We start from the raw sequence: 23514 nt of genomic DNA on the forward strand, positions 1-23514 counted from the left end.
CTATATCTAAGGAGTTTACTTCTTGTTTGATCGTTATGAGGCGGGAGAAACTGCGGTTCTTGTCCATATCGACTTTTCCGATGAGGAACGCCGAGAAGATTTAGTCGAGCTGCAGCTATTAGTGGAATCAGCTGGAGCCCGATCAGTCGGGGTGATTACTGGAAGTCGACGTTCGCCGGACCGCAAATTTTTTGTGGGTTCTGGTAAAGCCGAAGAGTTAGCCGCATTAGTGGCGGCGACCGAAGCCAATGTGGTGATTTTTAATCATGCATTGAGTCCAGCCCAAGAGCGTAATCTTGAGCAAGTGTGTCATTGTCGAGTACTCGACCGTACGACGCTTATTCTCGATATTTTTGCCCAAAGAGCGCGTACTCACGAAGGTAAGTTGCAGGTGGAGCTAGCGCAATTGCGCCATATGTCGACTCGCCTGATCCGTGGTTGGACGCATCTTGAAAGGCAAAAGGGCGGTATTGGTTTACGTGGTCCAGGGGAAACCCAGCTCGAAACCGATAGACGTTTGCTCAGAGGACGGATTAAAAATATCAACAAGCGTTTAGAGCGAGTTGATAAACAACGTGAACAGAGTCGACGTGCACGTAAGCGCAGTGATTTGTCGACAGTGTCATTAGTCGGCTACACAAACGCGGGTAAATCAACGCTGTTTAATGCCCTAACATCATCCGATGTTTATGCTGCAGATCAGTTGTTTGCCACACTCGATCCCACGCTAAGAAAGTTAGATTTACCCGATGGTGCCGTGATATTAGCGGATACTGTAGGGTTTATTCGTCATTTGCCCCATGATCTCGTTGCTGCATTTAAGGCAACCTTACAAGAGACAAGGCAAGCTGAGTTACTACTGCATATCGTTGATTGTGCAGATGAAAACATGGCGGATAACTTTGATCAGGTTCAATCTGTACTGAAAGACATCGAAGCCGATGAAGTCATGCAACTCGTGGTGTGTAACAAAATCGATTTACTCGAGGATGTAACCCCAAGAATTGAATATAACGACATAGGCAAACCCGTTCGAGTTTGGGTTTCGGCACAGAAGCGTTTGGGATTTGATTTGCTGTTGAAAGCCATCACTGAGCTAATCGGTGAGGTGATTAAAGAGCTAACACTTAGAATTCCGGCAACTGCTGGACATTATCTTGGCCAGTTTTATCGACTGGATGCGATACAGCAGAAAGAGTACGACGATCTGGGGAACTGTATTTTGTCTGTTCGTTTATCGGACGCCGATTGGCGCCGATTAGCTAAACAGAGTCAGGGTGAGTTAGAAACCTTTATCTACGAAGATTCGATAGATGAGGCTGTTTGTTAATAATCTAATTTATTTCATCCACTTATGGAGTGCTAAATGGCTTGGAACGAGCCCGGTAACAAGGGTAATGATCCTTGGGGAAATAAAGGTGGTAACGACAAAGGACCACCGGACCTTGACGAGGTTTTTCGTAATCTTTCAAAGCGCTTTGGCGGCAAAGGAAACGGCTCAGGCCAATCTTTTAGCTCGTTTAGCCTAATCATCATTCTTGCTGTTGCTGTAGTTGTTTGGGGACTTTCGGGTTTTTATACAATTAAAGAAGCTGAGCGTGGTGTGGCACTGCGATTTGGTAAACACGCTGGCGAAATTGGCCCTGGACTTCATTGGAAAGCCACATTTATCGACCAAATTTATCCCGTCGACATTCAATCGGTTCGCTCTATTCCTGCGTCTGGTAGCATGCTGACATCCGATGAAAACGTCGTGAAAGTTGAGCTTGATGTTCAGTATCGTATTTTAGATGCTTACTCATATCTATTTAGTGCCGTCGATGCGAACGCCAGTTTGCGTGAAGCGACTGACAGTGCACTGCGTTATGTCATTGGACATAATAAGATGGATGATATTCTGACTACTGGCCGTGATGCTATTCGTCGCGATACGTGGAAAGAGTTAGAGCGCATTCTTGAACCGTACAAATTGGGTCTTGCTGTTGTTGACGTCAACTTCTTACCGGCGCGTCCGCCTGAAGAAGTGAAAGACGCCTTCGATGACGCGATTTCTGCTCAAGAAGATGAACAACGTTTTATTCGTGAAGCTGAAGCCTATGCCCGTGAAATTGAACCAAAAGCTCGTGGTGAAGTTGAACGTATGGCACAACAAGCGAATGCTTATAAAGAGCGTGAAGTCTTAGAAGCTCGCGGTAAAGTGGCTCGTTTTGAGCTGTTATTACCTGAGTACCAAGCCGCGCCTGACGTGACTCGCAAGCGTTTGTATCTCGATACAATGCAGCAAGTGATGACAGATACGAATAAAGTGCTGATTGATGCCAAGAACAACGGCAACTTAATGTACCTACCGCTAGATAAGTTAATTCAGCAGAAGCCTGCGACAACTGAGCTGGAAGCTAAGCCACAGCAAAATGTCAATTCTTCATCTGTATCAACGACTCGCGCGAATGAGCCTTTGAGTGGACGTCCATCCCGCGATGATCGTACTCGCCAAGGGAGGGAGTAATCCATGGGTAGATTAAGCGTTATTCTTATCGCCGTACTCTTAGGTATTGGTTTGTCATCTTTAATGGTGGTGAATGAAGGTGAGCGCGCAATTGTGGCGCGTTTCGGGGAAATTTTAAAAGACAACGTTGACGGTAATCGAGTCACCCGCGTCTACGGTCCAGGTCTGCACATTAAAGTGCCTGTGATCGATAAAGTAAAATTACTCGATGCCCGTATTCAAACACTTGATGGTGCTGCTGATCGTTTTGTGACTTCAGAGAAGAAAGATCTTATGGTCGATTCCTATGTGAAGTGGCGTATTGCAGATTTCGAAAAATATTACCTGTCTACAAACGGTGGTATTAAGTCGAATGCAGAATCGCTATTACAACGTAAGATCAACAACGATTTACGTACTGAGTTTGGTCGTCGCACTATCAGAGAGATTGTGTCTGGTAAGCGTGATGAATTGCAAAATGACGCGTTAGAAAACGCCTCAGAAAGCGCCAAAGACTTAGGTATTGAAGTTGTCGATGTGCGTGTAAAGCAAATCAATTTACCTGCTAACGTCAGTAACAGTATTTACCAACGTATGCGTGCCGAGCGTCAAGCTGTGGCAAAAGAGCATAGAGCACAAGGTAAAGAGCAATCTGAAATCATTCGTGCAACGATTGATGCCAATGTAACAGTGAAGATTGCTGAAGCTGAGCGTAAAGCTTTAACCATACGTGGTGAAGGTGATGCATTAGCTGCGAAGATATATTCTGATGCTTACAGCAAAGATGCTGAGTTCTTCGGCTTTGTTCGTAGCTTAGAAGCCTATCGTGCCAGCTTCTCAGGCAAGTCCGATATCATGGTGTTAGAGCCTGATAGCGAGTTCTTCAAGTATATGAAGAGCACTGCACCTAAGAAGTAATACGTTAAAAGTATTGATCTAATAGGCCCTGTTACCCAGGGCCTATTTTTTTATCTGGCGATTGTTAACTTAGATTGAAAAGTCAGGGCTAATTTATATTAGCGATGCATGCTTTATGCCGATGTCACAGACAAGATGCTCAAAATATGTTCCAAATGGATTAAAACGGGTTAATAGTTGGGTCTTTTTTAGACTTTTTTTAAAAAACACGCAATCTCCCTAACTTACTTGCGTGTTTTCACTATGATCTGCTTCTAATTTTTAGCTATAATGAGCCCCGCTTCAAACTTCGATTTTTGACCCTAGTGATGACTAAGGGCCGAAAGTCTTTGAAATATAAAAATTCCAACACCCTCTGGGAGATAAGTGGATGAGCAATGCGCCAGTCGATACCGGACGTCGCAGATTCCTGACAGCCGCAACCGCCGTAGTAGGTGGTGCTGGTGCCGTCGCTGTAGCGGTTCCTTTCATCAAGTCATGGAATCCGAGTGCCAAAGCGAAAGCTGCAGGTGCACCGGTCGAAGTAAATATCAGTAAAGTAGAGCCAGGTCAGCTGATCCGTGTTGAGTGGCGTGGAAAACCTGTATGGGTTGTCCGTCGCACAGATGCTGTGATCAATGAACTGCCAACACATGATGATAAGTTAAGAGATCCTGCTTCTGCCGAAATGCAGCAGCCTGATTATGCAACAAATCCTTTGCGCTCAATTAAGCCAGAGTATTTTATTGCTGTCGGTATTTGTACCCACCTCGGATGTTCACCTACTTATTTGCCAGATTCATTTGGTGAGCAAGTTGAAGGTGTCACTTCTGGTTTCTTCTGTCCATGTCATGGCTCTAAGTTCGATATGGCTGGTCGCGTGTTCCAAGGCGTACCTGCTCCATTGAACCTAGTTATCCCTCCACATCAATACGTTGATGATGGCACCGTGATTATCGGTGTAGATAAAGGAGTGGCGTAATGGTTAAGAATTTAATTAATTGGATTGATGCTCGTATCCCAATGACGGCGACTTATAACCGTCACGTGGGTCAGTATGCTACGCCAACTAACTTTAACTTTTGGTACTTTTTCGGTTCACTAGCGATGTTGGTATTGGTTAACCAATTACTGACGGGTATCTGGTTGACGATGAACTATGTACCAACAGCAGAAGGCGCATTCGCTTCTGTTGAGTACATCATGCGTGACGTTGAATACGGTTGGTTGCTGCGTTATATGCATTCTACCGGTGCTTCAGCGTTCTTCGTAGTGATCTATCTGCACATGTTCCGTGGTTTGATTTACGGTTCATATCAGAAGCCTAGAGAGCTACTGTGGTTGTTCGGTATGTTGATTTTCCTCGTGTTGATGGCTGAAGCCTTTATGGGCTACTTGCTACCATGGGGTCAAATGTCATACTGGGGCGCGCAGGTAATTATCTCTCTGTTTGGTGCTATCCCTGTTATTGGTGACGATTTAACCCTGTGGATCCGTGGTGACTTCGTGATCTCTGGCGCAACACTGAACCGATTCTTCGCGCTGCACGTGATTGCACTGCCGTTAGTATTAGTGGTCCTCGTGTTCTTACACTTAATTGCGTTACACGAAGTGGGTTCAAACAACCCTGACGGTATCGAAATTAAGAAGAACAAAGACGAGAATGGCTGGCCAGTTGATGGTATTCCATTCCACCCATACTACACAGTAAAAGACATCATGGGCGTCGCTGGGTTCCTGATCGTATTCTGCTGGGTCATGTTCTTCGTACCAGAGGGCGGTGGTTACTTCTTAGAAGGCCCGAACTTCGAAGCGGCTAACCCGATGAAGACTCCTGTGCACATTGCACCTGTGTGGTACTTTACACCTTTCTACGCCATCCTTCGTGCGATTCCAGACAAGTTGACTGGTGTGGTGATGATGGGACTGTCGATTGCAGTACTGTTCGTATTGCCTTGGTTAGATCGTTGTAAAGTGAAGTCAATTCGCTACCGTAGCACGCTACACAAGCTGAACATTGCTCAGTTTGCGATTTCTTTCATCGTCTTAGGTTATTTAGGCGCTGTGCCTGCAACACCTGAGCTGACGATCGCTGCGCGTATCTTCACTGTGACGTATTTTGGCTACTTCTTGTTGCTGTTCATTTACAGCAAGAATGAGAAAACTAAGCCTGTTCCAGCGAGGTTGACACACTGATGAAAAAATTACTGATTGCATTAGTTACACTGTTGCCGACGCTGGCTACTGCTGCGACCGAGCACGTACATTTAGATAAAGCCAATGTTGATCTGCATGATAAAGCTTCCTTAGAACGTGGTGTGGACCTGTTCCAACATTACTGTTCTGGTTGTCATAGCACTCAGTATCAACGTTATGAACGTGTCGCTACCGATATCGGTATCTCTGCGGATGATATGCGTAACAAGTATATGTTCACCGATGCAAAAATTGGTGAGCTGATGCAAAACGCGATTCCACACAAAGATTCGGCTAAGTGGTTTGGTGCTACACCGCCAGACTTAACTTTGGTTGCCCGCGTTCGTGGCGAAGATTGGGTTTATTCATATCTGAAAGGCTTCTATAAAGATCCTAGTCGCCCATTTGGTGTGAATAACACAGTATTCCCATCTGTTGGTATGCCACATGTACTCGAAGAGTTACAAGGCACACCAGTCAAGCAAGAAGATGGCACTGTTGTGGTTACTGGCGGTAAATTAAATGCGGAAGAGTACGATCAAGCGGTTCGTGATATCACGGGTTTCTTAGTCTATTCGGCTGAACCTGTCCAACTAGAGCGTAAAGCTATGGGTTGGTGGGTACTCGGATTCCTGTTTATATTCTTTATTGTGGCCTACCTCTTGAAGAAAGAGTATTGGAAAGATGTACACTAGGCACCAATAACGGGTAAAATGTAATATCCGCATAGTGTAAACGGGGGGCTTAGCCCCTCGTTTACTTTTGTTTTATTTCGATTCTGGAGGGTATCAATGGCTGTTGCTGCCAACAAACGCTCTATCATGACACTGTTTTCAGGTGCTGATGATCTGTATAGCCATCAAGTACGTATCGTGTTAGCTGAGAAAGGGGTTACTGTTGATGTTTTACAGGTCGACCCTAACGAAATGCCTGAGGATTTGCTCGAAGTAAATCCATATAACTCAGTGCCAACTTTGGTAGATCGTGAACTCGTTTTATACGAATCACGCATTATCATGGAATATTTGGATGAGCGTTTTCCTCATCCGCCTTTGATGCCAGTTTATCCAGTGTCTCGCGGCCAAAGCCGTTTGATGATGCACCGCATAGATACAGACTGGTATTCGCTAGTTGACCGTATCCGTAAGGGTGATCGTGTTGAAGCCGCTCGTAAAGAGCTGACTGAAAGCTTGATCGCTATTGCGCCTATCTTCGGTGAAGTGCCTTACTTCATGAGCGAAGAATTTGGTCTAGCGGATTGCTACCTTGGCCCGTTGTTGTGGCGCTTACCTGTATTAGGTATTGAGCTAGATAGCCGTGTAGCTAAAGATATCAAAGCGTACATGACACGTATTTTTGAGCGTGAATCGTTTAAAGCTTCTCTAACTGAAGCTGAACGCGAAATGCGCATGGGTATGTAATGAAACCTTTGACTCCAAATCGTCCTTATTTACTAAGGGCTTACTATGATTGGTTGATGGATAACCAATTGACTCCTCACGTTGTGGTGGATGCCTTTGTTGAAGGCACTCAAGTACCGCAGCAATACGTGAAGGATGGCCAGATAGTGTTGAATATCGCTGCTGGCGCAGTGGGCAATTTGCAAATTAGCAATGAGTTTGTGGAGTTCAATGCGCGTTTCGGTGGTGTTCCCCAGCAGGTGATGTTGCCAATGGCGTCGATTGTCGCTATTTATGCCCGTGAAAACGGTGCTGGCACTGTCTTCGATATTGAAGATGCTTACCTGGTGGACGATGAAGTCGATTCATCTTTATCGGTTGTTGAAACAAACGATAAAGCGCCTGAACCGACTGATGAACCGCCTAAGCGTCGCAGCCATTTAACCGTCGTAAAATAACGACCGCTAAATAGCTGTGGTGAAATGCCCAAGTTGTTTTAAAACTAAGCCAGTCCTATGACTGGCTTTTTTGTCGCTGAATTTTATCGCCGTAATTGGCTAAACCTTGAGGATAAGGTGTGGTAGCATTTGCGCCCGCATTCATCCGTCGGATATGCGTTACCTTTACCCATTTAGGCCAATGGATCTTGTATGTTGCTAATGATCGATAATTACGACTCTTTTACCTTTAACTTAGTGCAGTATTTTCAGCAGCTAGGGCAAGAGATAGTGGTTAAACGTAATGACGAAATTAGCATCGCCGAAATCGAGGCGCTTGCGCCTACTCATCTGGTGATTTCGCCCGGCCCTTGCACTCCCAATGAGGCGGGCATCTCCCTTGCGGCGATTGAACATTTTGCCACGCGCATGCCGATCCTAGGTGTGTGTTTAGGGCATCAGGCGATGGCGCAGGTTTTTGGTGCCAATGTGGTGCGTGCCGAGCGGGTAATGCACGGCAAGGTCAGCGCCATTGCGCATACTGGCCAGCGGTTATTTGAGGGATTAAATCAGCCCTTAACCGTCACACGTTATCACTCGTTATTGGTAGATGCTGTGCCTGAAGGTTTTGTCCTCGATGCTTGGTTTGATGATCCGATCCATGGCCGAGAAATCATGGCCATGAGCCATCAAGACTTACCGCTGTATGGGGTGCAATTTCATCCCGAATCCATTCTTACTGAGCAAGGTCTAGAACTATTAGCCAATTTTTTAGCGCAATCGGCTGTGCCTGTATAATTTCCTCGCCCTAAAAACTCCTCACCCCAAAAACTCCCTGCACTATATTCGTACTATCAATTTCTGTTACAAGATTTATCCTTTTTTTAAGCAAGTTTAGCAATTAACTATGCTATAACTTCGGCAAAACTACGCGAATAGGCAAAACCAGCAGGTAAGCTAGACTGGGTCATTTAGCCATTGCGATAACAATAAAAGGAAGGACAAATGAGAAGCGTAATGCGAAATTTGGGTTTAAGTGCGTTAGCGGTTGCCGTGTTGGCAGGTTGCGCAGCGACATCGACTGAAACAGCACCTCCTGCATCATCCCCGCAAGCATTCCAAGTTCCCTTAGCCCAACCGCCACAGGTTTCACAGGCGCTTACGCTTAATCAGATTATGGCAAATCCCGATTGGATGGGGGTTTTCGCCAAAGAGGCTTACTGGAGCGACGATAGCCAAAGCGTGCTGTTTGCCCGCCAAGCGAGTGCTTCACCTCTGCGCAGTTATTATCAGCAAGGCATCAATGACAGTCGCGCCGTCGAGCTAGCGCTTGATAAATTACACGCGGCAGATCAGCAGTTTGGCGTGTTTGATCGCGCTAAGTCCCACAAGGCTTATCTGTATCAGGGCAACATTTTTGTTAAGCAATTAAGCACAGGTAAAATCAGCCAACTGACTCGTCAGCGCAGTGCGATCGATGGTGTGCGTTATCTCAATAATGGCGATATCGCCTATTGGCAGGGCGACAATGTTTTCCAAATTCATCAAGATTCAGGCTTAGTCGAGCAGCTTGCTGAAATTAAAATGGCGAAAGCGCCAGAAGGTGTTAAAGAGCCAACGTCTTATATTGCTAAGCAACAGCACAGATTGATTAAGTATGTGGCGCTGCAGCAAGAGAATGCTAAAGCCAAAGCACAGTACAAAGATGAATTGCAAAAAAGCGACCCGACGCTCGCCGCCAGCACTTGGTATTTAGGCGATAGCGAAGTGGTGTCAGAGCTTAGCCTGTCACCGGATGGCCGCTATATTTTACTCGCCTTGACCGACAAGAATTACACCGGTAGTAGCGAACACGACATCATGCCTAACTACTTAGGCAGCGACGGTTATATCGACCCTGTACCCGTACGTGCACGTGTGGCTGAAGATACGCCGCCAGGACAACGCTTTGTAGTGCTTGATTTAAACCAGCATAAACAAGTCGATATTACTATCGAGGGCCTGACTGGTTTTGATGAAGATGTGCTTGCCAAAGTGAAAGCTGAGAATGCTAAAGCGAAAGGCGAAACTTACCAAAGCACTAAAGCGCCACGCAAAATTCAGCTGATGCAAGATTGGGGCTGGACCCAGAGCGCGATTCAGTGGCATGAATCGGAAGATAAATTAGCCCTGATGCTAGAAGCCACCGATAACAAAGATCGCTGGATCGCCAGTGTCGATTTAACTAAGGGTAAATTAACCACCGAACATCGTTTACATGATGACGCTTGGGTGAATTACGACTATAACCAATTCGGTTGGTTGTCGGGGACGGATTCGCTGTACTATTTGTCGGAAGAATCAGGTTATTCGCAGCTCTATGTGAAAGGACTCGGTGAAAAGCCGCGCGCCCTAACCCAAGGTAAGTTTGTAGTGAGCGACATCCAGCTGTCACCGGACGCGAATTACATCTACTACAAAGCTAACCAAACTCACCCTGGCATTTATAACGTTCACCGGGTGAACTTAGCCACAGGTAAAAATGAGCAATTAACGCAGTGGGATGGCAACTTAGATTACAGCCTAAGTCCTGATGGCACTCAGCTACTACTTAATGCTTCACGCCGCACACAGCCAAATGAGCTTTATGTTCAACCCATTGGCGGTGAGTTAAAGCAGCTGACGTCTTATACCAGTGATGCCTTTAAAAACTATCCATGGCAGGCACCAGAAGTGGTCGCTGTACCTTCAAGCCATGGCGCCGGCAAGGTGTACGCCCGCGTTTATTTGCCACAAGGCTATGATAAATCCCGCGCCGAGAAATACCCTGCGGTGATTTTCAACCACGGCGCTGGTTATCTGCAAAATGCTGACTATGGCTTTAGCGGTTACTTCCGCGAGTTTATGTTCCACAACCTGCTGACTCAGCAAGGTTATGTGGTGATGGACATGGATTACCGTGGCTCTAAAGGTTATGGCCGAGATTGGCGCACCGCGATTTACCGCAATATGGGTCATCCAGAAGTGGAAGACTTAAAGGATGGCGTTAGCTGGATGGAAACCAATACGAATGTCGATACTCAACGTGTCGGGACTTATGGTGGTTCCTACGGCGGATTCTTAACCTTTATGTCATTGTTCACTGCACCAGACCTGTTCCAAGCAGGAGCCGCACTGCGTCCTGTGGCTGACTGGGCACATTATAATGCACCTTATACCTCTAACATCTTAAATACGCCTGATGTCGATCCTATCGCCTATGAGCGCAGCTCTCCGATTGAGCATGCCCAAGGATTAACGAAACCACTGCTTATTATGAGTGGTGTTATGGACGACAACGTTTTCTTCCAAGACAGCGTGCGTATGGTGCAGCATTTGATCGAACTGGAAAAACCGACCTTTGAAACGGCGATTTATCCTGTCGAGCCCCATGGTTTTCGTCAGCCTTCTAGCTGGTTAGACGAATACCGCCGTATCTATAAGCTATTCGAACAAGAACTCAAATAACTCAGCTCTATTTCCTGTAAAGGCCTCTATGTGAGGCCTTTTTATTGGCCAACTGAGTAGGAAATATCCGATATAACACTATGTTTGTGTTCTGCGACTTTGCGTTATTGCTAAGATTAAGTGTATGTGCTGAAATTGTTATGATTTTGAGAGTTTGATTGTTTTGACGTCACTCGGGCATTAGCGATATAGGAAAGATTTATAGTGGCGATTTCGGTTGCGGGCGGTGTAAGACCCGGCAAAATTATAGAGATAGAGCACAGACTCTATCAGCAATTGATCCTCGGAAAGCATAAAGCGAGCCCGACTCTTTTGGATGACCTCGACCTTGAATTAGAGGCCGATGCGAATAAGTTAGATGTTGAGCGCGAAGCGATTTTAGCGCGTTTGATGAAACAAATTAAAGCCAAAGAAGTGTTCGAAGCCGTATCGAGCCAGCTGCATGAAACGGTCAATAACGCCATCGATCATCAACTCGCGTCCCCCGAACTGGTTCTGGCTAAGTCAGAGATCAATGAATCGCAAATTCTGTTGCTGGAATTACTGCTGGCAAAAAATCTTGATGCGACGCGATTAAGACCGCTTATCAGTAACTTAAGTTGGTTATGCCGCGACTTAACCAATATGGTCAACAGCCCGTCTTTTCGTGCCCGCCGGCCTCAGAGCTCAGATGTGCGAGTCACTGATATTAAATTGGTGATGAATTACATCGGCATCGAAAACCTGCGAACGATTATCCCTTACTTTTGCCTGCGTAATTGGCTGCCGAGCGCCAATGCTAAGTTGTTGTGGACTACCCGTAAATTGTGGCGCTACAGCATAGTCAGTGGTATCGCGGCCAATGCGTTGGCTCAGCTTCATAATACTGACTCAGCCTTAGTTTATAGTAGTGCCTTGCTCAATCAATTAGGCACCTCGGTTGTGCTGAGTTTGAGTGCCCGCTTATTCGATCAAACCTGGGGAGCGTGGATAAGGGAAGCCAGCAGCAGCCGTGACAAGGAAGTGTATGATGCGGTGATTGCCACTGAGTTTCCGGCCAAAGCTGTGTTTGAACAAGTGTTAAGCCATGGTCATAAACTTAACTGGCAGCTATTAGAGTTACTTAAGTTTGAAGCGAGCCCTTTGACTGGGTTATTGAAGGAGTTAGACCTGACCTTAAGCTATCGAGAATTGTCACCGCAGGCCGCATTAGTCGCGCGGGCAAACTGTTATGCTAAGGTGGTGTTACTCGAAGAGATGCGTCAAATCGATCCCCAAGAAAAGCGTTTAATGTTCGATTATTACGAGTTAACTGAGCAAGAAGTGCTGCGCTTAAAAGCACAGAATTATAGGAAGTTAGATCTGCTGTAATCCACGACCTGCGACTTGAGCGTCGGGATGGCGGCGTTTAAGTAGAGGAAGGGATATGCCAAGCTGGCAAGCATCTGTACTGAATACTATTTTATCTTATGTCGCTAGGCCATCCATCAGTCGCGGCAAGGCCAAAGTCCCTCTAGCGCAAGTGCGTAAAAAGTTGCTTGATCTCGATAAACGTTGGCTTCCTTGGCCGGATAAGTTAGTTAGTGCCACCATCCCTTTGCAACACTCTAGCTTGCTGCACTATGTGCTTCTCAATCAACAAACTCGCCTTGGCAATCTGTTTTATATCCGAGGCGGAGGTTTTTGTTTTAAAACGCCCCATGCCCACGCAAGATTGATCGCGGATATCAGCCAGCGTTGTAAATTGGATGCCTATATTCCTGATTATCGTCTCGCACCTGAGCATCCTTTTCCTGCGCCATTTGATGATGTGCTTGAAGCCTATAAGCGATTAATCGCGCTTAAGGGCGCTGAGAATGTGATTCTCATGGGCGACTCTGCTGGCGGCAATTTAGCCCTGAGTTTGTTGCTGGAATTAAAGCGTTTAGCCCTGCCTTTGCCGACGGCTTGTATCTTGTTATCGCCCGCGTTGGATTTAGCACTAACGGGGGATACTGAGTTGATACTCGCGGCTGACGATCCCTTCTTCACCATCGAAGCTTTGCTGCGTTTACGTGGCGCTTATCTTGCGGGTGCCGACCCCATGTCAGCAAAAGTTTCACCCTTGCAGGGGGACTTGGCAGATCTGCCGCCCATCTTAGTGATTGCGGGTACGCGGGAGCTGTTATTGCAGGATTCTGAGCGCTTAGTCGCTCAAGTCAAAGCTAGCGGTGGCGAGATAACGGGCTGTTTTTACCCTAACATGCCCCATGTGTTTCCCTTGTTCAATTTATTGCCCGAAGCCCTTGAAGTGAGGTCGAAAATTAGCCATTTTGTGCTTTCACACTTGATTCGTTAAAATGGTGTAGTTATTCACATTCAGTGAATAGCTAGCAAAATGAGGGGTAAATAACTTTTTTTATGACTAATTATGCTGAAAGCCACGGGCATAACCGCTTGTATAGTTCTTAAACCGCAATCTTTATGCACTTTGGGTGGAAGTGCGAGGATTGATGTTTGTGAAAAACTGGTATTTTGATCACATTTTCGCTAATAATGGTTATTAATAGACACAAGCAATCCCAGTATCACTAACTCTAGATAAAGATACCTATGGGACTCTGACGGTGCAAGGCGCCGTTAAACAAACAGAAAGGACGAAGAAGAATGAGCGTTGATATGAAGTTAGACCGTGCCCAGTTTGACGCAGTGATGGTGCCTAATTATGCGCCTGCTGCTGTGATCCCTGTTCGTGGCGAAGGAAGCCGAGTCTGGGACCAAGAGGGTAATGAGTTTATCGATTTTGCTGGCGGTATTGCGGTAAATTGCTTAGGTCACTGTCATCCTGCTCTTGTGAATGCCCTTAAAACACAAGGCGAAAAATTATGGCATCTGTCAAACGTAATGACGAACGAGCCTGCCTTAGAATTAGCGACTAAATTAGTTAACAGCACGTTTGCCGACAAAGTGTATTTTGCCAACTCTGGCGCCGAAGCCAACGAAGCCGCATTGAAACTTGCCCGTCGTTACGCCTTAGAAAAACACGGCGTTGAGAAAGACGAAATCATAGCGTTTGATAAAGCCTTCCACGGCCGTACCTTCTTTACCGTGAGCGTTGGTGGGCAAGCTGCCTATTCCGATGGTTTTGGTCCTAAGCCACAGAGCATTACTCACCTGCCATTTAACGATGTTGCTGCATTAGAAGCTGCAGTAACGGACAGAACCTGTGCCATCATGCTTGAGCCACTGCAAGGCGAGGGCGGTATTATTGATGCCGATCCTGCATTCCTAAAAGCTGTGCGTGAATTGGCTAACAAGCACAATGCGCTAGTGATTTTTGATGAAGTGCAAACGGGTGTGGGTCGTACTGGCGAACTGTACGCTTACATGGGTACCGAAATCGTGCCTGACATTTTAACCACAGCTAAAGCACTCGGCGGTGGTTTCCCTATCGCAGCTATGCTGACAACGGCTGAGATTGCTGAACATTTAAAAGTGGGCACTCACGGTTCTACCTATGGCGGTAACCCATTAGCCTGCGCTATCGGTAATGCTGTGTTAGACGTAGTGAACACCCCTGAAGTGTTAGACGGCGTTAAACATCGCGAGCAGTTATTGCGCGATGGTTTGAACAAAATTAATGAAAAATATCATGTATTTTCAGAAGTACGCGGTAAAGGTTTGCTGTTAGGGGCAGTTCTTAATGAACAATACCAAGGCCGTTCACGCGACTTCTTGGTGGCCTCTGTCGCTGAAGGCTTAATGAGCCTGATGGCGGGTGCTAACGTGGTACGTTTTGCTCCTTCTCTGGTGATCCCTGAGGCAGATATTGCTGAAGGTCTAGCTCGTTTTGAACGTGCTGTGGCGAGCATAGCTGCCGCCTAAATGACCAAAGGAGTGCTGAATTTATTCGCACTCCTTTTTTGTCAGGGAATACTTACGTGCATCATTACCTGTCTTTTTGAAGAGAGGCGCCTTGATGCACGGCAAGCCAAAGTGAGGAGACACTAAGATGTTAATCATACGTCCTATTCAGGCTGGCGATTTTGAAGCCTTATATCAAATTGCCGAAGAGTCTGGTCATGGTTTTACGTCATTACCCGTGAATGCCGATTTGCTCAGACATAAAATTGCGCGAGCAGAAGCCTCATTCGTCAAAACCGTCGATGCGCCCTTCGATGAAGGTTATCTGATGGTGCTGGAAGATACCGACACCCGAGAAGTGGTGGGGACGTGCGCTATCGAAGCGGCCGTGGGAATGGAAGATGCTTTCTACCATTATCGACTCGGTACCGAAGTCTATCATTCCGAACAAATTGACGTGCGTAACGAGGTCGAAACCCTCACCCTTTGCCATGATTACACTGGCGCCGCCGAGATGTGCACCCTGTTTTTGCGTGAAGCGTATCGCAAGGGCAACAATGGCCGCATGTTATCCCGCAGTCGCTTTCTGTTTTTGGCGCAACATGCAAAGCGTTTTGGCGAAACTGTGATTGCCGAAATGCGCGGTGTGAGCGATGCCGATGGTCATTCACCTTTCTATGGCTGGCTGCAAAAACACTTTTTAGGCATTGATTTTATTCAGGCGGATTATCTTTCTGGTTTAGGTAAAAAGGCATTTATGGCCGAAATGATGCCACGAAATCCGGTATACGTTTGTCTATTGCCGGAAGAAGCGCAGAAAGTGATTGGCGAAGTGCATACCAATACCCGTCCCGCATTAAGTCTGCTGCAGGCCGAAGGTTTTAGATGCCGCGGTTATGTGGATATTTTTGATGGTGGTCCAACGGTTGAGTGTCGTTTATCGGATATTCGCGGCGTGCGTGAAAGCCGTTTATTAACCGTCGATATTGGTGACATGGTTGAAGCCGACACTCAATTTATTATCTCAAATACTCAATTAGCCAATTATCGAGCGACGTCTGCCGCACTGGCTGTGGACGACAAATCCGAAAACATCATTATCAGCCCTGAGCTGGCAGCGGGTTTATTGCTCGCAAAAGGCGATCAAATCCGTATTTTGGCAATGTAGGAATAACAAATGACACATTATATTCAAGGTCAGTGGCATGCTGGCAAAGGTCATGACGTGGCCTCAATTAACCCTGCCAATGCTCAAACTATTTGGACAGGTAAAACGGCTACAGCAGAACAAGTTAACGCCGCCGTTGATGCCGCGCGCGCCGCACAGTTTGATTGGTTTATGTTAGGTTTCGATGCACGCTTAGCCATAGTCGAAGCGTATCGCAGTCAACTTGAAGCCAACAAAGCGGAACTGGCTGAAACGATTGCCCAAGAAACGGGTAAACCTCAGTGGGAAACGGCGACCGAAGTCGGCGCCATGATAGGCAAAATTGCACTATCAGCCGCGGCTTACAATAAACGTACGGGCACTGAAGCTAACGATACACCAGCGGGACGCGCGGTTATCCGTCACAAACCCCACGGTGTTGTGGCGGTGTTCGGTCCTTACAACTTCCCTGGTCATTTGCCGAACGGTCACATAGTCCCGGCGCTGCTGGCTGGGAATACGGTGATTTTCAAACCTTCTGAATTGACGCCTAAAGTTGCCGAGCTGATGGTTAGCCTATGGGATAAAGCGAGTCTGCCTGCTGGCGTGCTCAACTTAGTTCAAGGTGAAGTGGATACGGGTAAAGCATTGGCTTCTCACCCGCAGCTCGATGGTCTGTTCTTTACTGGCAGCTCACGCACAGGTCATTTTTTACATCAACAATATGCCGGTCATCCGGGCAAGATTCTAGCGCTTGAGATGGGTGGCAATAACCCACTGATCATTAAAGGTGTGCAGGATATCAAAGCTGCCGTGCACGATATTTTGCAGTCGGCTTATATCTCCTCTGGCCAACGTTGTACTTGTGCGCGCCGTCTATATGTAGAGCAAGGCGAGCAGGGTGATGCCTTGATTGCCATGTTAGCTGATGCGGTCAAGCAGATTAAAGTCGGTCCTTGGAACGCGCAGCCACAACCTTTTATGGGCTCAATGATTTCTGAAACTGCCGCCAAAGGTATGGTTGCGGCGCAGGCGAATCTGCTGAGCTTGGGCGGCGTATCGTTAGTCGAGTTAACCCATTTAGAAGCGGGTACGGGTTTAGTCTCTCCAGGCCTTATCGATGTGACGGCTATCGATGTCTTGCCAGATGAAGAATACTTCGGACCTCTGCTACAGCTAGTGCGTTATAGCAATTTCGATCAAGCGATTAAACTGGCTAACCAAACGCGTTATGGTTTGTCTGCGGGTTTACTGGCCGATAGCCGTGAAGATTATGACTATTTCCTTGCGCGCATTCGTGCAGGGATTGTTAACTGGAACAAACAAATCACTGGCGCATCGGGCGCGGCACCTTTTGGTGGCGTAGGTGCATCGGGTAACCATAGGGCGAGCGCTTTCTATGCCGCCGATTACTGTGCTTATCCCGTCGCTTCGGTCGAGGCCGATGCAGTGAGCTTACCTGCGACATTAAGCCCAGGTTTGAGCTTGTAAGCGGGTAGAGATTTACTTTTATCTGGTAAAGATTACGTGGTAAAGAGGAGGAAGGACGAATGTTCTTCCTTTTTAATAACAAACAGTAACGTAACTTGAGCTTCTACTGTGGGTATGTGTGACGCTGCAACAGTGGCATTTAGGTCGTTACATTTAGTGTTCGCGGCAAAATAACAGCAATAACCGCAGCACAATAAAAGGAGTTTTTATGCATACCGACATCAACGCGTTATTTGCCGCCCTGTGGCAAGACTATATTCAAATGACCCCTTCGGCGGCAAAAGTGCACGCGCTGCTGGGCCATGGTAAGCCAATCATCAACGATCATATTGCCCTGCGTACTTTCAACATCGCTAAGGTGAATTTGGACGTGCTTGCTAAGCATTTCACTTCGTTAGGTTATGTTGCTTGCGGTGATTATAAGTTTGAACAGAAAAAGCTGATCGCTAAGCATTTTGAACACCCTGACTCGACTCAGCCTAAAGTGTTTATCTCTGAGCTATTAGTTGAAGAATTTAGCCCAGCGCTACAAGAGACCATTCAAGGCTTAATCGCCCAAGTGGATGTAGCGGCGACAACGGCGGACAACTTTATTTACTCAGGTCGCCATTGGTCTTTAGATTCTAAAACCTATCAGGATTTATTAACTGAGAGCGAATATGCGGCTTGGGTAGCGGCTTTTGGTTATCGCGCTAACCATTTCACTGTGTCTATCAATCACCTCGACGGTTTTGAAACCTTAGAGTCAGTGAATGATGCACTGAAGCAAGCGGGTTTTGTGCTCAATGGTTCAGGTGGCGAGATCAAAGGTTCGCCAGAAGTGTTATTAGAGCAATCGTCGACTATGGCCGATAAGATTGGCCTTGAATTCACCGATGCGACAGTGGAAATTCCAAGTTGTTTCTATGAGTTTGCGCTGCGTTATCCTATGGCCAATGGTGAGCTGTATACTGGTTTTGTGGCTGCGTCTGCCGACAAGATTTTTGAAAGTACGAACGTGAATAAAGCCTAACGTCATCAGACATTAAGCATAAAAAACGCCATCAATTTGATGGCGTTTTTTTATGAGTATTTTAAAGAGAGCATTTAACGCTGAGCATGTTAAGCGAGACTAACTGAAGGTCAGTTCGATCCTCAGTCCACCTAAGCGAGTGCTGTGGCTAAACTTAAGCCCAATCTCATACTGTTCGGCAATTTCCTTCACTATCGACAAGCCTAAGCCGTGACCCATGACAGACTCATCTAATCGAGTGCCTCTTTGGGTGAGTTTATCGAGTTCATCATCGGCAACCCCAGGACCATTATCATCGATACAAAGGCAGAGACGTTCCTGTTGGCGTGATAGCTGAATACTGACTCGGCTCTGGGCCCATTTAAAGGCGTTGTCCAGCAGATTGCCTAGGAGCTCCATGCCATCTTCCCTGTGGATCGGCAGCCTGAGAATATTAGGGTCGAGTTCGAAATCACATTCGATGGTTTTATTGCGGTGAACCTTGTTTAAGGTGTTGGCTAGGCTGTGTAAATCCCTTGGGATAACCAATTGCGCCGCAGGAAGCATATCGCCTGTGATCCTTGCCGCCGCCAGTTTGCGCTCGACCATCTTGTGGATAGAATCCAGCTGTTGCTGCAAGGCAATGGCGGTTTCGGGATCTTTAAGACCAAGGGCTTCGACCTGTTGCTGCATCACGGCCAGCGGGGTTTTAAGCCCATGGCTTAAGTTACCTAAGTTATTGCGGCTACGCTCAATTTGCTTGGCGGTGTACTCGAGTAACTCGTTGTAAGTCTTAGCGAGTGGCTGCACTTCGGGGGGGATATTATTTAGCTCCAGCGCGTTAATCTCGCCTTCTCTTAGTCGCGAAAGCGCGTGCTGAATATGTTTAACTGGCTTAAAGGATTGGCGCAGGATGAGGAAGATCCCCGCGATCATAGCAACCAACATCGCCAGATTGATCCCAAGCTTAGTGCCATAGACTTCGCTAAACACGCGTCTGCCGATACTCAAATCTTGGGCAACGGTTAAGGTGGCACTGACATTGGCGCTACTGGAATTTAATCCCAGTGATAACAGCTGCATATCGTTATTTTTTGGCCCTTTAGCTTGCCAGACACGGGTTTTATTAGGCGCGAGTGGCTCGATATCTAACTGCATATCCCACAGGGAGCGCGAGCGAATGACTTCATTGGGCAGGTTAAGTTGGAAATAGCGGCCTGAATAGGCGGGCTTGTAGAAACTGGAAAGCTGGCTTTGATCTATGCTGATGTCCCCATCGTGAATATGGGTTGCCAGCATAATATGTTCGAGATCTTCTTCTAAGCGATTGATAATAGAATCATGAAACGCCTGACGCAGCATGGACTCAAACAAGATGAGCCCAATGACTGTGCCTATTACCAGTAAGCCCGTTAACCATAAACTGAGCTTAGTGCGGATCGAGATCATTCAATAATGCCGTGGAAGATATAACCTTGGCCGCGACGGGTTTCGATAGCGGTTTTGCCTAATTTTTTACGTAAGTGGGTCACATAAACCTCGACCACATTACTCTCTTTTTCATCGTCAAACTGATACAGCTTATCGGTGAGCTGTGTCTTAGATAACAGCTTCTTAGGCGACATCAGGAAGATTTTTAGCAGTCTGAATTCCATCGCCGTCAATTCAAATAATTGGTCTGCCACTTTCACCGTTTGCTCGGCTTCGTCTAATATCACGCCGCCATAGCTCAATTGCTTGCTAGAAGTGTTCAAGCGACCATGGGCACGGTGGATAAGAGCTTGAATACGCGCCAATAATTCCTGTGCGTGGAAAGGTTTACCTAAGTAATCGTCGGCGCCAGCATTAAAGCCTTCGACTTTTTCATGCCATTGGCTGCGTGCGGTCAGCATGATGACTGGAGTGCTGATCCCTTGATTACGCCAGCCTTCGAGCAGTTCGAGGCCGTTGCCGTCGGGTAAGCCGATATCTAAGATTACGCAATCATATTGGGTTTCTTTGATCAGATAATCGGCTTCAAGCGCTTTGTCTGTAATATCGGTCACATAGCCAGCGAGTTTGAGTTGTTTCTCCAGCTCGGTGACTAGCATTGGGTTATCTTCAACGAGTAACAGTTTCATGTTTTCGACATTCGCTCGGTAATGCTATTGAGTGATCGGCTTGGCCATTGGTTGCATCAATACTGAGATTGACGATTTGGCCACGCTGAACTTTGATTTGCAAATCATAGCGCCATTTATGATCTTCTTGATAGAGATGAGCATCAATTAGTTCACCTTGGCAAAACTGATTAACTACGGCGAGTGTACCGTTTAAGGACAGTATTTGCCCAGAGTTGACGAGTGCCTTGGCTTGATAGTGTTCTAATTCAATAGGTTCGGCATTCAATTGCATTGGATGCGCCAGCGTGAACAGGCTGAAAAAACAGATTAAAAACAGCCGTTTCATTTGAGCTCTCCAATAAAAAATGGCCTAGAATTTATTCTAGGCCACTTTAATAAGGCAGGCTTAAATCAAGCTGAAGACTAACTTAACGGGTACCGTATACCACGATGGTCTTACCATGAGCTTGGATCAAATTCTGTTCTTCTAACATCTTCAAGATACGACCCACAGTTTCCCGTGAACAGCCAACGATTTGGCCTATCTCTTGACGAGTGATCTTAATCTGCATGCCATCAGGATGCGTCATAGCATCAGGCTGTTTCGCCAGATGTAACAGCGTTTGGGCAATGCGGCCAGCCACGTCTAAGAATGCGAGGTTACCCACTTTCTGGCTGGTGCTTTGTAGGCGATAGGCCATTTGCGCAGACAGCTTCATCAGAATTTCAGGGTTAACTTGAATTAACTGTCTGAATTTCTTATATGAAATCTCAGCGATTTCACAAGCTTGCTTAGCACGAACCCATGCAGTACGTTCGGCTTGTTCTTCAAACAAACCTAGTTCACCGATAAAGTCACCTTGATTCAGATAAGAAAGGATCATCTCCTTACCTTCTTCATCTTTAATCAATACCGCTACAGAACCTTTTACTATGTAATAAAGAGTATCTGAATCTTCACCAGCATGAATAAGAGTGCTCTTTGCAGGGTACTTATGAATGTGACAGTGTGATAAAAACCATTCCAAAGTTGGATCAGGTTTTGGCTTACCAATCAGAGCCATGTTGGTGTTCCTCGATTGATTAAAACGAAAGTAAGAGTATTCTAAATAAGCATTTTACGTCAATTAAACTAACAAAAACTTGATGGAAGTCTTACTTTAGGATAAGTGAATAAATGCAATTAACCATCTAAAATTAGAGCTTATTTTGCTACTTTAGTGATTTAAGTCAACTAAATCGGCGTGAAACTCGCTGGATTCACTTAACTCTGTCGAGTTAATCACATCTTACCAGTCTAATTAAGCCGTTTTATTATAGATTATGGATAAAACAGGCCCCTAAATTACAGTATAAGATGTTTCACTTTTTAAATTCGGCGCTTATTTGCTTCAACTTCCCCCATTATCCTGAGGTTTGTGTGTATTTAGGCTCGACTTATGGGGTTAATTCTGGCTAACTTTGTGGGCAGTCGCTTTCAAGAGAGGTAAGCAAGTGAAATACAGATTATGGGTTTTAGGTGCAGGTTTAAGCTTAACCATTGGGCTGAGCTCTGCGGCGCACGCATTTTCTATCCCGCAGCCTGCTGCCGAGCTCGCAGCCAGTAAGTTTGTGCACATACAGGTGACGGCAGAGCAAGGCGACGCCGATGCCCAATTTTTGCTGGGATTAATGTATCTTTCTGGCCGTTTTGTGGCGCAAGAAGTGCCCTCTGGTTTGCACTGGATTTCACTTGCCGCCGAGCAGCAACATGAAAAAGCCCAGCAAACCTTAGCCGACCTGTCTTTTGAAGGCCAATTGATCAAGCGTGACTTATCCGTGGCCGAGCATTGGTATCGAGCCTTGAGTGAGCAGGGTAGTCGTTGGGCACAATTCCGTTTGGGCTTTATTTATGCCTCTGGCGGCGATGGGGTGCAGCGCAACTGTGGTAAAGCGGTCGAGCAATTTTCCCAAGTGGGTGATGATGTTGCATTAGGTAATGTGGCGTGGATTTTAGCGACTTGCCCCGAAGCTGAGTATCGCGATGGTAATAAAGCGGTCGAGTTATCCTTAAAGTTGCTCAAAGTGAATGAAAACGACCCGACAAATTTAGATAATCTGGCGGCGGCTTATGCCGAAGTCGGCGATTTTGGTGCGGCAATTTCGACGCAGAAAAAAGCAATTGAAGCGTTAAAGATGAGCGCCGAAATGACTAAGACAGATGAATTTATGCAGCGTTTACAAACCTACGAGCAAAAGCGTGCGTATCGCGAAACCTTACGTTTACTCGAATAAAGCATTGGTTATGCTCTTTAATTAAGTTCTATTAATTAATCCGCGTATTGATTGAAGTTGAAAATAAAGCCTGAGTTAATACTCGGGCTTTTTTGTTTTTGATCCACGCTAATCGAGCGTCCAAGAATGTAGGATGTGATATTCCACACCCGTGCTTGTGCTTTTTGAATGATATAAATGCAAACATTCGGGCGTTAACGTTAGCGTATTCATGTCCTTGAGTTGCAATAACGCCGACTCATTTAGCGTCCATTCTTTAGCCTTCCTAAATAAACTGATGTGCGGGCAAAAGTGGTGTTCACTGCTATGCAATTGCAGGCGGCCTGCGATTGCTTGCGTCTGCTTAGCTAATTGCGCTAATGGCGGCTCAACGTCATCGCCTTTCAAGCAACAAACTTGGGCATTGGGCCATAAGTCGAGCTGGTTAAGTTGAACGCTGAATCTAGGCTTAGCTAAGCAGTCAATCGCATCAAGGAGGGCGATGCGTTGCTCGTCGTCAACTTGCCCTAAAAAGTAGAGCGTTAAATGCATATTACTGACGCTAACCGCTTTCGCCTCAGGATTGAGGTGACAAATTAGCTGCTGTTGTACATCACTCAGCCTTGTCATTTGTGCTGCGGTAGGCGCGAAGCCGAGAAACAGCCTTTGTTGCATCTGATTATCGTCCTTTGTGGCGTTCAACACGGATTATCTCTGGGAACACTTTGACGTTTAGCGTCTTTGAGCGTTAATCTAGTTGTTGAATTTATCGGCTAATTTGCGACTCAAGCAGACGTTTAATTTACT

The 23514-nt window shown here is 46.3% G+C and carries 22 protein-coding genes; 17 read left to right on the plus strand and 5 right to left on the minus strand.

Features of this window, described 5'->3' with window-relative positions:
• The first annotated feature begins 22 nt into the window (after positions 1–22).
• The 16 genes from hflX to DYH48_RS01370 all read left to right on the plus strand — a co-directional run bounded on the left by hflX (position 23) and on the right by DYH48_RS01370 (position 18373).
• Complete coding sequence (gene hflX / locus DYH48_RS01295) at positions 23–1330, plus strand: ribosome rescue GTPase HflX (protein ID WP_006080055.1); 1308 nt, start codon at positions 23–25, stop codon at positions 1328–1330.
• A 36-nt stretch (positions 1331–1366) separates the two neighbouring features.
• Positions 1367–2506, plus strand: a complete 1140-nt coding sequence (gene hflK, locus DYH48_RS01300; protein ID WP_006080057.1) for an FtsH protease activity modulator HflK — start codon at positions 1367–1369, stop codon at positions 2504–2506.
• Between the two features lie 3 nt (positions 2507–2509).
• Positions 2510–3403 carry a protease modulator HflC gene (hflC, locus tag DYH48_RS01305; protein WP_006080058.1) on the plus strand — a complete coding sequence of 298 codons (894 nt, stop codon included), beginning with the start codon at positions 2510–2512 and terminating at the stop codon, positions 3401–3403.
• A gap of 370 nt (positions 3404–3773) precedes the next feature.
• On the plus strand, positions 3774–4364 hold the full coding sequence (gene petA / locus DYH48_RS01310) for a ubiquinol-cytochrome c reductase iron-sulfur subunit (protein ID WP_006080059.1): 591 nt from the start codon (positions 3774–3776) through the stop codon (positions 4362–4364).
• Entirely contained in the window at positions 4364–5578 is a 1215-nt protein-coding gene (locus DYH48_RS01315) for a cytochrome b (RefSeq protein WP_011845727.1), read from the plus strand. The genes petA and DYH48_RS01315 overlap by 1 nt, the downstream gene beginning before the upstream one ends.
• Complete coding sequence (locus DYH48_RS01320) at positions 5578–6273, plus strand: cytochrome c1 (RefSeq protein ID WP_115333842.1); 696 nt, start codon at positions 5578–5580, stop codon at positions 6271–6273. Before DYH48_RS01315 ends, DYH48_RS01320 begins: the two co-directional genes overlap by 1 nt.
• Positions 6274–6369: 96 nt before the next feature.
• Positions 6370–6999, plus strand: coding sequence for a stringent starvation protein SspA (gene sspA / locus DYH48_RS01325; RefSeq protein ID WP_006080065.1), 630 nt, complete (start codon positions 6370–6372; stop codon positions 6997–6999).
• Positions 6999–7436: a ClpXP protease specificity-enhancing factor gene (locus tag DYH48_RS01330; protein ID WP_006080066.1), complete on the plus strand. Its 438-nt coding sequence runs from the start codon at positions 6999–7001 to the stop codon at positions 7434–7436. The genes sspA and DYH48_RS01330 overlap by 1 nt, the downstream gene beginning before the upstream one ends.
• Before the next feature lie 192 nt (positions 7437–7628).
• Positions 7629–8213 carry an anthranilate synthase component II gene (locus tag DYH48_RS01335; protein ID WP_063881804.1) on the plus strand — a complete coding sequence of 195 codons (585 nt, stop codon included), beginning with the start codon at positions 7629–7631 and terminating at the stop codon, positions 8211–8213.
• Between the two features lie 207 nt (positions 8214–8420).
• Positions 8421–10901, plus strand: a complete 2481-nt coding sequence (locus DYH48_RS01340) for a S9 family peptidase (protein ID WP_115333843.1) — start codon at positions 8421–8423, stop codon at positions 10899–10901.
• A 204-nt stretch (positions 10902–11105) separates the two neighbouring features.
• Positions 11106–12251: an HDOD domain-containing protein gene (locus DYH48_RS01345; protein ID WP_115333844.1), complete on the plus strand. Its 1146-nt coding sequence runs from the start codon at positions 11106–11108 to the stop codon at positions 12249–12251.
• Between the two features lie 55 nt (positions 12252–12306).
• Positions 12307–13218 (plus strand): alpha/beta hydrolase, encoded by a 912-nt coding sequence (locus tag DYH48_RS01350; RefSeq protein ID WP_011845732.1) that lies wholly within the window; start codon positions 12307–12309, stop codon positions 13216–13218.
• 308 nt (positions 13219–13526) lie between these two features.
• Complete coding sequence (locus DYH48_RS01355) at positions 13527–14744, plus strand: aspartate aminotransferase family protein (RefSeq protein WP_006080073.1); 1218 nt, start codon at positions 13527–13529, stop codon at positions 14742–14744.
• Between the two features lie 127 nt (positions 14745–14871).
• Positions 14872–15891 carry an arginine N-succinyltransferase gene (gene astA / locus DYH48_RS01360; protein ID WP_115333845.1) on the plus strand — a complete coding sequence of 340 codons (1020 nt, stop codon included), beginning with the start codon at positions 14872–14874 and terminating at the stop codon, positions 15889–15891.
• Positions 15892–15900: 9 nt separating this feature from the next.
• Entirely contained in the window at positions 15901–17361 is a 1461-nt protein-coding gene (astD, locus tag DYH48_RS01365; protein WP_115333846.1) for a succinylglutamate-semialdehyde dehydrogenase, read from the plus strand.
• Positions 17362–17569: 208 nt separating this feature from the next.
• Positions 17570–18373, plus strand: coding sequence for a DUF1338 domain-containing protein (locus tag DYH48_RS01370; RefSeq protein ID WP_115333847.1), 804 nt, complete (start codon positions 17570–17572; stop codon positions 18371–18373).
• A gap of 99 nt (positions 18374–18472) precedes the next feature.
• Here DYH48_RS01370 and DYH48_RS01375 read toward each other — a convergent pair whose 3' ends face one another.
• The 4 genes from DYH48_RS01375 to crp all read right to left on the minus strand — a co-directional run bounded on the left by DYH48_RS01375 (position 18473) and on the right by crp (position 21518).
• Positions 18473–19801 (minus strand): ATP-binding protein, encoded by a 1329-nt coding sequence (locus tag DYH48_RS01375; RefSeq protein WP_012090248.1) that lies wholly within the window; start codon positions 19799–19801, stop codon positions 18473–18475.
• Positions 19798–20472: a response regulator transcription factor gene (locus DYH48_RS01380; RefSeq protein WP_006080080.1), complete on the minus strand. Its 675-nt coding sequence runs from the start codon at positions 20470–20472 to the stop codon at positions 19798–19800. Before DYH48_RS01380 ends, DYH48_RS01375 begins: the two co-directional genes overlap by 4 nt.
• Positions 20453–20800 (minus strand): PepSY domain-containing protein, encoded by a 348-nt coding sequence (locus DYH48_RS01385; protein WP_006080081.1) that lies wholly within the window; start codon positions 20798–20800, stop codon positions 20453–20455. Before DYH48_RS01385 ends, DYH48_RS01380 begins: the two co-directional genes overlap by 20 nt.
• Positions 20801–20882: 82 nt before the next feature.
• Positions 20883–21518, minus strand: a complete 636-nt coding sequence (crp, locus tag DYH48_RS01390; protein ID WP_006080082.1) for a cAMP-activated global transcriptional regulator CRP — start codon at positions 21516–21518, stop codon at positions 20883–20885.
• A gap of 430 nt (positions 21519–21948) precedes the next feature.
• Between crp and DYH48_RS01395 the strand changes: the two genes are divergently transcribed.
• On the plus strand, positions 21949–22728 hold the full coding sequence (locus DYH48_RS01395; RefSeq protein WP_115333848.1) for a tetratricopeptide repeat protein: 780 nt from the start codon (positions 21949–21951) through the stop codon (positions 22726–22728).
• A 108-nt stretch (positions 22729–22836) separates the two neighbouring features.
• Here DYH48_RS01395 and thpR read toward each other — a convergent pair whose 3' ends face one another.
• On the minus strand, positions 22837–23382 hold the full coding sequence (gene thpR / locus DYH48_RS01400; protein ID WP_115333849.1) for an RNA 2',3'-cyclic phosphodiesterase: 546 nt from the start codon (positions 23380–23382) through the stop codon (positions 22837–22839).
• Between the last annotated feature and the right edge of the window lie 132 nt (positions 23383–23514).

Origin of the sequence: Shewanella baltica (assembly GCF_900456975.1) — a bacterium.
Lineage (GTDB): Bacteria > Pseudomonadota > Gammaproteobacteria > Enterobacterales > Shewanellaceae > Shewanella > Shewanella baltica.